Below are 15,440 nucleotides of genomic sequence, written 5' to 3' on the forward strand. Positions count from 1 at the left end.
TAGGAAGATGAAAGTCCTAGTGATTGGTGGCGATGGCTATTGCGGTTGGGCAACTGCACTCTATCTTTCTAACCGAGGCTATGAAGTTGGAATTCTAGATAGCCTGGTCAGGCGACTTTGGGACATGGAGCTTTGCGCGGAAACGTTAACCCCCATTACCCCAATCCATCAACGGATTCAACGTTGGAAAGATTTGACGGGTAAGTCAATTGAGCTATTTATTGGCGATATTACCAACTACGATTTTCTTAGCAAGGCACTGCGCCAGTTTCAACCGGAAGCGATCGTTCACTTTGGCGAACAGCGATCGGCTCCCTTCTCGATGATTGATCGGGAACATGCGGTGATGACCCAGGTCAACAACGTGGCTGGAACTCTCAATATTCTCTATGCCATCAAAGAAGATTTCCCAGACTGCCATCTGGTCAAGCTAGGGACCATGGGCGAATACGGTACTCCTAACATTGACATTGAAGAGGGTTACATCACGATTGAGCACAATGGACGTAAGGACACCCTGCCCTACCCCAAACAGCCAGGTAGCATGTACCACCTGAGTAAGGTTCACGACTCCCACAACATTCACTTTGCTTGCAGAATTTGGGGATTGCGGGCAACGGATCTAAACCAGGGTGTGGTTTATGGGGTGCTGACTGAAGAGACGGGGATGGATGAGCTGTTGATCAATCGGCTCGACTACGACGGTGTCTTTGGCACGGCATTGAATCGCTTTTGCATTCAGGCGGCAGTCGGGCATCCCCTGACTGTCTATGGAAAGGGGGGACAAACTCGCGGTTTCCTGGACATTCGGGATACGGTGCGGTGTGTGGAATTGGCGATCGCCACCCCTGCCGAACCGGGTGAATTCCGCGTTCTGAACCAGTTTACGGAACAGTTCAGCGTGGGTGATCTGGCAACGATGGTTCAAAAAGCAGGAACTTCTTTAGGAATGAAGGTTGAAATCAACAACCTGGATAACCCTCGCATCGAGAAAGAAGAGCACTACTTTAACGCCAAAAACACCAAACTTTTGGATCTAGGACTGCAACCCCATTACCTGTCCGACTCCCTGCTAGACTCTTTGCTGAATTTCGCAATGAAGTACAAGCAACGGATTGATGAGTCTCAGATTTTACCCAAGGTGACCTGGAAACGTTAGTCATACGGTATGATTACTCGGTTTCTGGTGCTCCTAAGTAGGTGGTTCAAATTAATTATAAGAAGGGGGAGTGGGGGCTGCGCCCCCAGGCAGGGGGTTCCACCCCCTCCACCCCCAAAACTATCTTTAATTTAATTACACCCTGCTACTTACTATGGGTTGTTTTGCCTGGTGCTGCTTTCAGTGTTTATTACCTTTTCCCAGAGGGGGCAGCCTTGGATGGGAGCGCCAGAAACTACAAGCAGTTAGCAGAATCGCCGTCGGCAACTGTTCGAGATCTTTCTATTGCTGAGGCTGCTGAAAACCGTCATCGAATTAACTGTTTTGCTGAAGGAGTGGGTGTATTGATGGGATGGACAGTGGTTGCGATCGAAATTCACGGTCTTTGCCCATTGCCCAGATGATCAACGTAATTGCCCATTGTTTGCTATTTCAATTGGTTGCCATCGTTACTTAAGGATAGTGTTCGTTCTGTATGCGGATTGCCTTATTTACTGAAACCTTTTTGCCCAAAGTAGATGGTATTGTCACGCGCCTGCGGCATACGGTTGATCATTTACAGCGCATGGGTGACCAGGTACTTGTGGTTGCCCCCGATGGTGGGCTAACCGAGTACAAGGGAGCCAAAATTTACGGGGTGTCTGGATTTCCCCTGCCCCTTTATCCAGAACTGAAGCTGGCACTGCCCCGTCCCTCGATCGGCTATTTCTTAAAGCGCTTCAATCCCGATTTGATTCATATCGTGAACCCCGCTGTCCTTGGTCTGGCGGGGTTATTTTATAGCAAGGTCTACAACATTCCGCTGATTGCTTCCTACCACACCCATCTTCCAGAGTATTTACAGCACTATGGTTTGGGTATGTTGGAAGGGTTGCTCTGGGAACTGTTGAAAGCAGGGCACAACCAGGCAGCCCTTAACCTCTGTACCTCGACAGCAATGATGCAGGCTTTAACTGGGCATGGAATTGAGCGCGTAGACCTGTGGCAGCGAGGCGTGGATACGGAGACATTTCAGCCCCACCTGACAAGCCAGGAGATGCGATCGCGCCTGACTCAGGGATACCCAGAAGCACCCTTGCTTCTATACGTGGGTCGTCTTTCGGTAGAGAAAGAAATTGAACAAATCAGACCTGTGATGGCGGCGATCCCAAATGCGAGGTTGGCACTGGTGGGGGATGGACCCCATCGGCAGGCATTGGAAGCACACTTTGCCGGAACGCCTACTTACTTCGTGGGTTACTTACAAGGTCTGGAGCTTGCCTCTGCCTTTGCCTCTGCCGATGCTTTTGTCTTTCCCTCCCGCACAGAAACGCTGGGTTTAGTCTTGTTAGAAGCAATGGCAGCCGGTTGCCCGGTGGTGGCAGCCCGCTCTGGCGGCATTCCAGACATTGTGGAAGATGGAGTCAACGGATTTTTGTTTGATCCAACGGATGACAATGGGGCGATCGCGGCTACCCAGCGATTGCTCGCCAACCCAGAAGAGCGAGAAACCCTGCGCCGCAACGCCCGCCGCGAAGCCGAGCGATGGGGTTGGGCAGCCGCCACCTACCAGCTTAGAAACTATTACCAGACCGTTATTAGTTCCCAATTCTTATCGGCAGCATAGGGAAGTATGGATTTTGTCTCGTTCCAAAACTCGGCCGGGAGAACTAGGTAGGTCAGGGCTTTCAGGCTTAAGTCAGAGCCATTGAACTACAGATTAAATAACTCCGTCTCAAGTGGTAAGGGCAGGCTTGCCAATATCGTTGTCTCCATGCCAAAGAGACTGGCTAACTGCCCTTACTGGTAAACCACTTTTGGGGAACCCCTTAACCTTCCGCTGTTGTGTCACCAATTCCAAGTTGCTTTTTACTGCGTTTTAGTGACTTCCAAAGTCCTTTAATTTTTAGATAAGACTCTTCCGGAGAAAGCTTACCATTGGTTTCCAGACAGCAAATATAGTTGACCTGCTGGGAAAACTCTTGCAAATTTGCGTTAAAAACCAGGTTTTCTGGCTTGACTTCTCCGCGATAACGGGATTTTGGAAACAGAAATTCAGAACGGTTCATTTTAACTCCCCCTACTTAGAGCTTGTAACCTACTTAGAGCTTGTAACTTAGAGCTTGTAGCTACGGTGTGAGGGATCTTCTTTTTCCACCTATTGCTACTTTAACCAGATCTTAACCTGATGTTTACCCAATTTAACCTCATCGACTATAGACGCGAACACGATTTTCCATATCTTCATAAAGACAGAACTTGCAGAAAAATGTAGGAGGGAGAGTTCTCCTTTGGCGTTTCCGTAGGGTTCGGGGAGGAGGAGGAAGGTTTCAGGTGCTAGGTTTCAGGTGTTAGGTGTCAGTAAACTTCACCCGTTTACTTGTTCACCTGCGCTCCGCTGTCGCTCGGCTTCGCTGCCTGTCAAGCTCTGGAGATAGAGGCTGCCAACCCCAATTAGGAAAAGGGGATAGGCGATCGCTTCTACCAGATAAACCGTGTCTTCGTAGCCCAATAGGGTATGCAGGATAATGCCAGGGAATTGGCGTTCTGGAAGTATCTGGCTGGTATCCCAGAGCAGGGGACCCAGAATGCAGGTGTTTCCAGTCCCCTGGAACAAGCAAATAGGCTCAAACTGGCTGCTGATCTGGGTGAGCCGGTAGAGAGCAATATCGATATGGGCGAAGGCTGAAACCACCAGACCTGCCACAATCAGCAGCAGGGAAATGCCCATGACCTGAAAAAACAGGCGGAGATTGATCTTAATCCCGAACTTAAACAACAGCACCCCAATCCCGATAGCGGCAATAATGCCTGCGATCGCTCCCAGGATGGGCATCCATCCCTGGGGAAAGCGAGCCGTTATAAATAGAACGGTTTCAAACCCCTCTCGCAGGACTGCAAAGAAAATCAGTCCAAAAATGCCCCAGCCACCTCCGTTCTCTGTTTTCAAGGTAGTTCCCACTGCCCCTTCTACCTCTGCTTTTAAGAGGCGAGATTGTCGGGTCATCCAGACCAGCATCCAGCTCAGCATCGCGATCGCGGCTACGCTAAATAGCCCATTCAGTAACGGCTTGACCACTGGCTCATAGGTTTCATTAGCAGCCCCAACCGCTGCCACAATCAGACTGAACAGAACGCCCACCAGCACGCTTGCCACCAGTCCAGCCACTACTCCGCTATAAACCCAGGAATTGAGGTGAGTTTTTTCCCCTTTCTTGAGGTAAGCCAGCACAATTCCCACAACCAGAGCAGCTTCTACCCCTTCCCGTAGGGTAATAAAAAATGTCGGCAGGGCAGGACTTAAATCAATTAGCATTTTGAAGTGAATTTTAAGAGTTTCGACAGCAGGCTATTGCCCATTCATAGAGTAACGTTCCTATAAGCTTCAGTACCAAAAGCGAACAACCCAGACGCTATGCCTGGGTTGAGATAAAGACAAATATTAGGGGCAAAGGGTTTTACCCATCGTCACCAAAAGGATGAATGGCTGATGGGCACGCTTGGCTTTGCCGATCCTACTTCAAAACTTCATCCTTCAGCTTTGAGCCTTCAGCTTTTCCTTTCCTTAACCTATACTGTGCAGCGAACTACTCAGGAAAACCACCCCCAGCACACAGATGCCATAGCCAAAATAGCGCAGGAAAGCAGAAGCCTGATTGGGTGACTGCTGAAAACCTTTGCTTCCTAACCAGAAGACTGAGAAAGCGATCGCATACTGAATGGCTGTAAAACCCATCAGATAAGCAACTAACGGTGCCATCTCTGCTCCCACAATTGCTTCCCCATAGGCATAGCCATGAAACAGACCCGCGATGGCAGACAACCCAGCCAGGATGGGAAACCCAAACTGTTTGCCCAGTGCCAGCAATACACCGAGAGCAATCACCGATATTGCAATGGCGATCTCGGTCAAGGGCAAATCTATGCTCATTACATGCAGCCCGGTTCCTAGCATGGCAGCTATGACAAAGAATAGAGGAATCAAAGCCCCCCGTACCTGCTTCACAGACAGAAGACCGATCGCCACTACAAATGCCAAATGATCCAAACCAATCACCGGATGCGCTAACCCAGATAAAAATCCTTCAAAAAAGTTAGTTGGGGTTCTGCCCTCCATCGCGTGGTGCGCTGCCGCGGGTTGCACAATTCCGAAGAACCCCAGCCCTAGCCATCCCAGGCCTTGCACTAGGGGGGTAATCCTAAACTTCCCTGGCAACGGAGTCGTCGAGTCTAATTTCCTTAGTTGTATATCAGCCATCATCCATACCTCGCAGATGAAAGAATCCGTCAGGGAATCGGCGGGTGTTCTGGCTTGGGGAAGGTGATTACCTTTATCCTCCCCTTTCACAGTTGCGGGACAGCGGCAGACTAGATACTGCACTTTCCCCCTTACCTCTGACGGCTGATCCCCATCAGAGCCGATCCCAGTGCCAGAGCAGTTTATCATGAGCGGCTATAGCGAGATGAAAAACTTATCAGGGCTTTGCAACTGATACCGCTTTGGATTTTAGATAGCAGATTTTGGATTGTAGAAGTTCTTTCATGAATCCGGCGATCGCCCCTTATCTTTAACAAGCCTGGTGCATGAACCTGATGGAGCAGTCTTTTTCACCCGATGGGATGAGTGTTTCTTCTCGAAGGATTCCCGATTGCTTTCTACTCTAAAACTATCAGCCCAGATACCCAAACTATAGGACTCTGCGGCGTCAGTTCTATAACCCTTCTATGAGGTGTCAGGTGTCAGGAATAGTAGATCGCTGTCGGATGATGCCTGGATGATTCCCGGACGGTTTCAGGACAGCAGTCTAAATAACCTGATAACAGAACAGCAAAGACACGGTTTTTTAGAGATTCTAACCCAATCTGAATCTTCAGATGCAGGAGGTGCTCCCAATGCGAGTGAAATGGAAAAGTCTCATTGCCAAACTTACCGTCTGGCTGGCACTTGAACTCCTCTTAAACCTCCTGGGTCTGGACCAAATCGCTGATTACAGCGAATTTCTATTCCATCCCAGTCCAACTTTTTTAACGGCTGTTGTAAACAACTAAGTTCGTCCGATTAAGACCTTAAAAGTACTGGGTTTTCTACCTAACGATTCAACTCTTACTCATCACAAACGGAGCACAAAAATGACTGCGATCGCACTAAACCCGAATCAAAGTTACGAACAATCCCTCCATCGAGCAGACAGAGTTAATTGGCGGATTGAAGATATTATCGGTGGTGACAAGCACTTGGACTTCACCAAACGATTTTTACCAGAAGCTTTAGCCAGGGTGAATGAGATTACCTGTCTGAATCAAACAGAAAAGCTGATCTTGAACCAAATTCGCGGCAACAGCTATCTCCATCTGTTTGGCTTAGTCGAAGAATTCATTGTGCCCTGTGTCATTGATCACGTTAAAACCACAGGATTAACAAATATTGCTGCAACCCAGGCGCTTTTGCACTTTGCTGAAGAGGAAAGCAAGCACATTCGTCTATTCCGTCGCTTTGCCGAAGAGTTTGAAATTGGTTTTGGCAGTCGCTGTGATGGGATTGGTCCAGTGCAAGACATTGCCAACGCAGTGCTCCAGCATCGTCCTCTGGGTGTGGTGTTGATCATTCTCTACATTGAATGGATGACTCAATACCACTACCTGGCAAGTATCCGCGACAACTTCAGTGAAAGCCTTGACCCGCAGTTTTGCAGCCTGTTACGGAATCATTGGCTGGAAGAGGCACAACACACCACCCTGGATACCTTAATGGTGGAGCAACTGGTGCAGCAGTTGGATCAAGCGGAGGTAGAAACAGGCGTAGAGGACTTCTTCAAATTGATTGAGTTTCTCAACGGTGGCTTGATGATGCAGGTGCAACTGGATCTGGAAAGTCTCTCCAGGGCAACCGGACGCACTTTTACCGAAGTAGAACAGCAGGAAATCAAAGCTGTGCAGGAGAGATCCTACCGCTGGACTTTTATCGGTTCAGGCGTGACCCATCTCCAGTTTGTGGAGACCTTCAACAAGGTGAGTTCTGCCCAACAAGAACGGCTGTCAGAGGTGGCTGAGAGCTACTGCCAGTAGGCTATGGGGCGGAGGGTGTTAGTTGATAGAGAGGGGTGAGGCGTCGGGTACCCAGTTGTTGGCTGTTGGTTTTTTGTGGGGCGTTGCTGAATTTTGGGATGAATGGCAAAATACGCCCTCACTGACGGGTAGGAGGTACCCAGAAAGTAATGAGAATTAAATTTTGAGGGTTTGTGACCCGTCAAAATTTTCCTGACGGAACAATAGGGAAAACAGCGATTAGATCTTCGGCTTCTGGAAAACTCCTGTTTTAGGGGATGACCTTGGATAGAAGCCGGAGATCTTTGCACTTGTCTGTGGGTTAGAAAATGCGATCGCGCCCCAATGTAATCTGCAAACTTTCGGTAACCTCAGAAAACGGATAATAGAGAAATCTTTGACTGCCTATAGAATCGTTTGTACGCAATAAATTTTATACCGCGATCCTTAATCCCTTAACGCGCCACTCAAGCACGCCAATGAAACCTTCCGACCTGCAAGCTCGGCTGGATGACTATTACAACCAGATCAGCACCATTATTCTGTCTCGCCAGAACCCGATTACGGGGCTGCTGCCTGCCAGTACCGCCGTCAATGCCCACGGAGACTATACCGACGCTTGGGTGCGGGACAATGTCTACAGCATTCTGGCAGTGTGGGGCTTGGCACTGGCGTACCGCAAGATAGACGAAGACCAGGGGCGCACCTTTGAACTGGAGCACAGCGTCATCAAGCTAATGCGGGGTTTGCTATTTGCCATGATGCGGCAGGTGCAGAAAGTGGAGCGGTTTAAGCAGACCCAGTCTCTCCTGGATGCCCTGCACGCTAAGTACGATACCCATAATGGGGATGTGGTCGTCGGAGATGACCAGTGGGGACACCTTCAGCTAGATGCCACCTCTGTATTTCTGCTGGTGCTGGCGCAGATGACCGCCTCTGGACTGCAAATTATTTTCACCACCGATGAAGTCAACTTTATTCAAAACCTGGTCTATTACATTGGGCGGGCTTACCGCACTCCGGACTACGGCATCTGGGAGCGGGGTAACAAGATCAACCACGGCAACCCGGAGCTAAATGCCAGTTCTGTAGGGATGGCGAAGGCGGCACTGGAGGCGATGAATGGGTTGAACCTGTTTGGTGTACGGGGTGGTCAGGGTTCGGTGATTCATGTGTTGCCGGATGAGATTGCCCGATCGCGCATTACCCTGGAATCCCTCCTCCCCCGTGAGTCTAGTTCTAAGGAAGTGGATGCCGCCCTGTTGAGTGTGATTGGCTTCCCAGCATTTGCAGTGGATGATCAGGCGTTGAGCGATCGCACCCGCCATGACATCATTCAGAAGCTCCAGGGCAAATACGGCTGCAAACGGTTTTTGCGAGATGGACATCAGACCGTCCTGGAAGACACCACTCGTCTGCACTATGAACCCCGTGAACTGAAGCAATTTGAACACCTTGAGTGTGAGTGGCCCCTGTTCTTCACCTATTTGCTCTTAGATGGGGTATTTCGGGGCGATCTCGATCAGGTGGAGGAGTACCAGCAGCGGTTGGAAAGTGTACTGGTCGAACGGGAGGGACTGAAACTACTCCCCGAACTGTACTATGTCCCAAAAGCGTTGATTGAAGCTGAGCGAGCAAATCCCGGTAGTCAGATACGTCTGCCAAATGAGAATGTGCCCCTGGTCTGGGCACAGAGCCTTTACCTGCTGGGACAACTACTGAGTGGGGGACTGCTGGCGATCGGAGATGTGGATCCCCTGGGTCGTCATTTGCACGTCCGGCAACAACGCAAACCCCCGGTTCAAATGGTCCTGATTGCCGAAGATGAAGCATTGCAGGCAAGACTGGCAACCTATGGCATCGACACCCAAACTCCCCACCAGATTGAACCGCTCCTGGTACGGCAGGCAAGCGAACTGGCAGCCGTTTATACCCAAGTTGGACGCAATGACAAGCTCAAGCTGACCGGGCGACCGTTTCGCCGCCTGCGGAGCCTCACCACTTCCCGCATCTTCCGGATTCGACGCGAGACGATTGTATTTCTGCCCTCCCTGCTAGACCGACAGCAGTTTTACCTCACCTTTGACCCCCACTTCCTGGTTGCTCAGATTCGGGCAGAGTTGGTCCATATTCAACGCCACTGGAGCCAGTTGGGTCGTCCTACCATGACCCTGCTGTTAACCGAATCGATGCTGGCGGCAGAGGACTCTGAGATAGGAAATGGGATGCCATTCCTGACCCTGATGCAAGAGTTCAAGGAGGGAAAGTGCAACGGCATTCAGGTCAAGTTGGGACGACTGAACCAGTTAATGCTAACAGCGGCGATCGAGCGGATGGACTTTCTGCATGATTTTGAGTTCGCCCAGTCTCCCGTGCAGGATGCCCTGCCGGAATGCCTTTACCTGGCGTTTAATCTAGAGCGGAGTGAACCTCTGAGCAGCACCCAGGAGTTTCGTCTGGAGTATGAAACCCGCATCAAACGGCTGTTGGATAACCTGCGGCAGTCGGAAAATATCTATGAGCAGGTTGAGCTACTCAGTACCCTGGTGCGCTTGCAAGGGTTGGAGTTTGACACGGGACTGGGACAGCCCTTACAGACCGTTACCGTTGCCATGCTCCTGGATGAACTCTATGTCAAAGCTGGAAAGCTGAGGCTGTGGGCAATTGTGCGGCGGGTGGCGGGTCTGTATGACAAGATGGCACTGAATCTGGCAGATGTGGTGACCGACATTCTGGTACGGGGTAAGCAGATTGCCATTGGTCGAGCCTACAGTGAAGCCTCCCTGATTACGCGCCCCTTGACCCCACCGGAAATCATGGAAAAGATTCGGGAATTCTGCCGGGAGGATGTCCGCGATCGCGTCCTGACCCAGGAAATTCTCATTTACCTGAGTTTGCTAATCAAAGCTGAACCCCAACTGTTCAAGGGGTTTCTCACCTTCCGGGTTGGCTACCTGATTCTGCTGATTACCAGCGAACTGGCGGCAGAACTGCAAGTCACCCAGGACGAAGCTTATGAACGTCTGATGCAGCTCAGTCCTTACGAAATTCAAACCCGGTTGTCCCGTGCCCTGGTGGGCTACGAAGGATTGGACAAGGCATTGTTTAAACAGGAATCCCTGCACATCCGGCAGCAGGAAAAAATTGATTGGGTGGTTCTGCCAGAGGAGAAACCTGTAGTCGAAGACTGGCGGCGGCAACGGCAGTTAGATGGTTCCCTTAACCGGGTTCCTAAAAACTTCTACCCCAGCGTCTGGAAGGTGCTGAAACATTGTCGTGGTCTGGTCATCGGTGACAAGCTGGAGCGGCGCAACCGTCTGGATAGTGAACCCCTGCTGGCGGAAATGACCCCAGGAGAAAAGAACTTTGCCCTGCAAGTGGAGCATTTGCTGAACAAGATTCAGGCTCCCGAATACCGCCAGGTGAATGTGGAAGCCCTGATGGAACTAGCCGCGATCGCCGAGAGCAACCCCAGCCTGGAAATTGAGGATTACATTGTACTGGATGTGCTAATTGGTCATGCTGTTCGCCTGAGCTGGCTGGATCAGCATCCCGATCACGCCCATGCCTATGAGGGGTATAAAGCGTCTGCCTGGAGATCGTTCTACGAAAGCTCTCCCTATGACTGTGCTAAATATGTCGCTCAGGCATTGAAATTCCTGACTCGCCTGGGACAGCAATCTTCTATCTAGTACAGCTTGGCGTAAATCTGTCTACCATTCCTAACACCTAACACCTCGCACCTAACACCTCTAGAATGGTCGCCGAACTTACGCCGCAGACTACTAGTGAACCTTGGTGTGTTTGTGAGTCTGGGATAGGAAAAGAGTTATCATTTTGGGGATTGGAAACCCCCAAAGTAATTCTTGACAGACCACTAGACTTGTAGTCCAAGGGCTTACCTGCATCTGCTCTCCGCCGTCTTTTTAGCCTATCGAGTGATTCAGAAAGAGGACTCAGAATGCAACCGCTCTTGCCAGTTCTACGTAATGAATTGTGGGACTGTGTTTCTGATGTTTTGATGGGGGCTAATTGATGAGCGCCTCTCCACCTGCCGATCCCTGGGTTGGTCGTTTACTCGGCGATCGCCAGCGCTATCTGCTGAAACAGCGTATTGGCAGAGGTGGGATGGGAGACGTTTATTTAGCAACCGATACATTGCTGGGGCAGCCAGTTGCCTTGAAGCTATTGAGTAATCGACTGGCAACCGATGAATTAAAGAAACGGTTTGAGCGTGAAGTGGCTGTCTGTGTTGCTCTACGCAACGCTCACATTGTTCAAGTCAGTGATTTTGGTGTAACCCAGGAGGGCTACCCCTTTTTTGTCATGGAATACCTGCGGGGACAAACCCTGGGGCAACTCCTCTATCGCGAGAAGAAGCTGTCCATTGAGCGAACAGGTAGCATCCTCACCCAAATTTGTTCCGGGTTATATCCTGCCCACCAGGGGGTTCTACTTCAGTGCAACGAGCACACCTCGACCCGGTATGCCAAAGTTGTTCACCGTGACTTGAAGCCAGATAATATCTTTCTGGTGTCTACGGAACTGGGGGATTTCGTCAAAATCCTCGATTTTGGAATTGCCAAAATTCACAGTGAGCAGGCAAACTCCACCCACGCCACCAAAATGTTTTTGGGCACCTTCCAGTATTCCTCACCGGAGCAGTTGAACAATGAGAAGACCCTGGACGAACGGGCAGACATCTATAGTCTAGGTATTATTCTCTATGAAATGTTATCCAGTACGAAGCCCTTCTGTTTCAAGCGAGAGCAGGGGGAAAACCTAGAACCAGCGGGCATGGAATGGGTTGTGGCTCATCTAACCCAACCTCCTATACCGCTACGGCAACAACCTGGGTGTGAACACTTGCCAGCGAAACTGGAAGCGTTGGTCATGCAGTGTTTAGAAAAGTCACCGGATCGGCGGTTTTCGTCGGTGGTTGAGTTGAGTGAGGCAGTCTATGCGGCTGTTCCCAGCATTAACCGTTCTCTGTTGGCAACCTTGGCACCTGCGGCAGAAGGGATTGAACGTTTTCCTGCCCCTTCTGCTCCGACCCTCCATAGCCCCCAATCTTCTGAGGCGCGGCGCGATGGGCGAAGATTTTCAAATCTGAGTACGCTCAGGTATCAGCCTTTGCTACTACCCAGTCCACCCAGAGGGCAGCACAAAAAGGCTGTTGTCATAGGTTCCGGTGTTGTGAGTGCGATCGCCATGTTTTTGGTGGCTTATTCGCTTCAATCTCCAGCTTTCCTGTCCTTTCGTCAAGCAACCTCTTCCCAGGAGCAGGCTCCATCTGAACCCGTGAACGACAAAAATTCAGAGCCTCAGTCATCGCCCGTTTTTGCGGCAAAGACTCTGTTGGGACACCAGGATACAGTCTGGGCAGTGGCAGTCAGTCCAGATGGGCAAACCATTGTTAGCGGTGCCTATGACAAAACGATTCGGTTTTGGGATCGGCAAACGGGGGAAGTGAGGCGTGTTCTTTCTGCCCATACAGATGCTGTGCGAGCGATCGCCATCAGTCCAGACGGCAAAATACTGGCAAGTGGCGGCGGAGACAACGTAATCAAGCTCTGGAATTTTCGGACTGGCGAACTTCTGCACAACCTGGAGGGACACTCTGGTCCCATCTGGTCTGTTGCCATTAGCCCAGACAGCAAAACCCTGGCAAGTGCCAGCTATGACGGCACTATCCGAATTTGGGCGATAGAAACGGGCGAATTACTGAAAACATTGCCCGACCATTACGATTCAGTCTGGTCTGTTGCCATTAGTCCCGATGGCAACATCCTGGCAAGCGCCAGCTACGACGGCACCATTAAACTCTGGGACTTTCAGACTGGAGCAAAGATCCGCACCCTTGCCGGACACGCCGATGTGGTTCGCTCGGTTACCATTAGTCCCGATGGCAAAACACTGGCAAGCGCTAGCTGGGACAAGACCGTCAAAGTCTGGGATCTGACCACAGGAGCATTGCGCCATACCCTTTCGGAGCATACAGAGCGAGTACTTGCCGTTGCCATCAGCCCTACAGGGCAGACCCTTGCCAGCAGCAGCACCGATCGCACCATCCATGTCTGGGATCTCCAATCAGGGAAACGGCTACGCACCTTTTCGGGACACTCAGACTGGGTCCTTTCCCTGGCTTATATTCCTGATCTGGACTCTGATAACAGGCCGGTTGGTAAAACCCTGGTGAGCGGCAGTAAGGATCGAAAAATCAATCTTTGGCAGTGGTGACTTTTGCCAGTGGTGACTTTTGCCAGTGGTGATTTATTCAGAAGACCCACGACCGCCGGGATTAAAGTAGGTCAGAATGACCCGGTTGCGCGGGTCGTGCCCAATCTGGATCTCGTCCCCATCCTGGAGTAAATAGCCTTCTTCCGTAGTGATAGGCGTATTGTCAATCAGCAATCCATTAGTACTGGGGGTGGTGCGATCGCCATTAAAAATTCGATAGTCATCCCCTTCCTGTACCAGAAGCGCATGCCGTCTGGAAATCACCTTCCAACCGCTCTCTGGGATGCTGAAGTCACACCAGGCACGATCTCGACCCAGGGAATGGGATTCTCTACAGAGATAGAAACGCTTCACCTGCCCATCCTGATTAGTTAACTCAATAAACGGTTGGCTCCCAATCAAAGTTTCTGAGCTAATCGTACCTGAACTGATAAAAGTATCGGATGGCGGTTTGAAAGGGTCTGACAATACATCCGCAACCCGCTTGCTCTCAACCGGAGTGCTTTTCCGCTGAACCGGGACGTTTTTCCCCTCAACTGGGATGTTTTGAGGCTTAACTGGAGTGCTTTTAGGCTCAACTGGAATGTTTTTAAGCTCAACCGGAGCGCTTTTAGGCTCAACTAAGGCTGCCGAAGGTTCAGCCTGCCTAAACAAACTGGAATCCGGTTGTGAAGGTAGCTTTGTACCGCCAACGGGAGTACCTGAAGGTTCAGGCGTGAAACTTGGGAAATAGCTTGGATTCTCGGTTACCAGGGGGAGGGTTGAAGGTGGCTGAGGCGATGCCTTAGCCGTCAAAGGCTTCCGAGGTTTTTTCTTTCGCTTCAAAAGAAAGTAACCCGCTAGCGCTGCAACACCAGCCACACCAGCACCAATCAGAACCACTTGCCTTTGGGACTGCTGCTTTGCCTGAACCAACTTCTGCTCACTCTCATGAATCAGCAGGTAGATCTCTGCATTATAGGGAAATAACTCTTTAACTTTCTCAAAGCTTGTTTTCGCTCCCTGAAAGTCCCCTTGCTGTAGTCGCTGTAACCCTTCCCGATATAAACGATCGGTTGGATGGTCGCGGCTGGAACTGGCAAACTCCTTGACAAACGCTGTCAGGTTACTAACCGGTACGACAGTCGAAAGGTTATTTCCAGGAGCCTGACTTTTTCTCGTGACCAAACCAACCACTTCACCTTTGGCGTTAACCAGGGGACCACCCGAAATGCCATAGGGAAAATTGGCGCTGACCTGCCAAACGGCGTTATTGCCATTTCCCGTTTTCTGAGCCAATCGCCCATTCATAACAGCCACTCTACCCAGCGGAGAGGTCGCAGGCGAACGCTCTGAGGTCAATCGGGCAAAAAACGAGGTGGCTTCCTCATTCAGCGGATAGCCGATCGCCGTCACAGGGTCTTGCGGTTTCAAGCTATTGGGATTACCAAATTGAACTGTGGGAGCGTTTGCTAGTGGAATTTGGATGATTGCCAGATCTTGCCCATCACCCGCCACAGGCTTACCTGACTTTTTGATCTCAAATGGGAGCGAATCGCCGGTGGGCAAGATGACTCGTTTGAAATATTCAAAATCACTGGCAAATCGAACATTGTCCTGGAGATCGGTCTTTGTTCTCTGAGGAATGGTTTCAAAATCCTTTCTTCCCGTGACCCGTTCCCCTAAATTCCTGAGAGCGTAATCCTTACAACCTTCCCGATCCAGCGATCGCAGGATGTGAGAATTGGTCACGATGTAGCCATCAGGGTTAATGAAGAAACCGGAGGCTACCTCACCCACGGTAAATGAATACTCAATGTTGCCGTAGGAATATTGACCAGAGCAACCTGCTACAGTCCGTACAACTGAAAGATTGGGCGATGCATTGACCGGCACGCTCTCAAAAGCCTGGGCAATTAGAAAAATGAATAGTTGAGCTGGAATCAGTGCAGGAGTAGAAAGCAGCGCTATTAGTTGTCTGATCAATTTAATATCCCCCTTTGCCTATAACTGACGGAGGCAATTCAAAATCCTAATT

Annotated in this window: 11 protein-coding genes and 1 riboswitch; of the genes, 7 read left to right on the forward strand and 4 right to left on the reverse strand. The window is 50.5% G+C overall.

The features are described 5' to 3' along the window. Positions 1-7 precede the first annotated feature (7 nt). The 3 genes from AC1S52_RS20030 (at position 8) to AC1S52_RS20040 (ending at position 2,765) form a co-directional block, all read left to right on the forward strand. A complete protein-coding gene (locus AC1S52_RS20030) occupies positions 8-1,159 on the forward strand; it encodes an NAD-dependent epimerase/dehydratase family protein (RefSeq protein WP_482030814.1) in 1,152 nt (383 codons plus the stop codon). A 41-nt stretch (positions 1,160-1,200) separates the two neighbouring features. Beyond that, on the forward strand, positions 1,201-1,563 hold the full coding sequence (locus AC1S52_RS20035; RefSeq protein WP_482030815.1) for a hypothetical protein: 363 nt from the start codon (positions 1,201-1,203) through the stop codon (positions 1,561-1,563). A gap of 71 nt (positions 1,564-1,634) precedes the next feature. Further along, entirely contained in the window at positions 1,635-2,765 is a 1,131-nt protein-coding gene (locus AC1S52_RS20040; RefSeq protein WP_482030816.1) for a glycosyltransferase, read from the forward strand. Between the two features lie 202 nt (positions 2,766-2,967). Here AC1S52_RS20040 and AC1S52_RS20045 read toward each other — a convergent pair whose 3' ends face one another. The 3 genes from AC1S52_RS20045 to AC1S52_RS20055 form a co-directional block, all read right to left on the reverse strand. Beyond that, positions 2,968-3,207, reverse strand: a complete 240-nt coding sequence (locus AC1S52_RS20045) for a DUF7219 family protein (RefSeq protein ID WP_482030817.1) — start codon at positions 3,205-3,207, stop codon at positions 2,968-2,970. 299 nt (positions 3,208-3,506) lie between these two features. Then, the gene (locus AC1S52_RS20050; RefSeq protein ID WP_482030818.1) at positions 3,507-4,454 is read right to left on the reverse strand and encodes an FTR1 family iron permease; all 948 of its coding nucleotides are present in this window, start codon (positions 4,452-4,454) and stop codon (positions 3,507-3,509) included. A 249-nt stretch (positions 4,455-4,703) separates the two neighbouring features. Then, positions 4,704-5,324, reverse strand: coding sequence for a HupE/UreJ family protein (locus AC1S52_RS20055; RefSeq protein WP_482030819.1), 621 nt, complete (start codon positions 5,322-5,324; stop codon positions 4,704-4,706). 94 nt (positions 5,325-5,418) lie between these two features. Continuing rightward, positions 5,419-5,576: riboswitch (cobalamin riboswitch) on the reverse strand. 292 nt (positions 5,577-5,868) lie between these two features. Between AC1S52_RS20055 and AC1S52_RS20060 the strand changes: the two genes are divergently transcribed. The 4 genes from AC1S52_RS20060 (at position 5,869) to AC1S52_RS20075 (ending at position 13,423) form a co-directional block, all read left to right on the forward strand. Continuing rightward, entirely contained in the window at positions 5,869-6,087 is a 219-nt protein-coding gene (locus AC1S52_RS20060; protein ID WP_482030820.1) for a hypothetical protein, read from the forward strand. Between the two features lie 181 nt (positions 6,088-6,268). Beyond that, positions 6,269-7,204 (forward strand): hypothetical protein, encoded by a 936-nt coding sequence (locus AC1S52_RS20065; RefSeq protein WP_482030821.1) that lies wholly within the window; start codon positions 6,269-6,271, stop codon positions 7,202-7,204. Positions 7,205-7,662: 458 nt separating this feature from the next. Beyond that, on the forward strand, positions 7,663-10,875 hold the full coding sequence (locus AC1S52_RS20070; protein ID WP_482030822.1) for a phosphorylase b kinase regulatory subunit alpha/beta: 3,213 nt from the start codon (positions 7,663-7,665) through the stop codon (positions 10,873-10,875). Between the two features lie 343 nt (positions 10,876-11,218). Next, complete coding sequence (locus tag AC1S52_RS20075) at positions 11,219-13,423, forward strand: protein kinase domain-containing protein (protein ID WP_482030823.1); 2,205 nt, start codon at positions 11,219-11,221, stop codon at positions 13,421-13,423. 33 nt (positions 13,424-13,456) lie between these two features. Here AC1S52_RS20075 and AC1S52_RS20080 read toward each other — a convergent pair whose 3' ends face one another. Continuing rightward, the gene (locus AC1S52_RS20080) at positions 13,457-15,388 is read right to left on the reverse strand and encodes a trypsin-like peptidase domain-containing protein (protein ID WP_482030824.1); all 1,932 of its coding nucleotides are present in this window, start codon (positions 15,386-15,388) and stop codon (positions 13,457-13,459) included. Between the last annotated feature and the right edge of the window lie 52 nt (positions 15,389-15,440).

Source organism: Kovacikia sp. CALU 1929 (assembly GCF_056784235.1).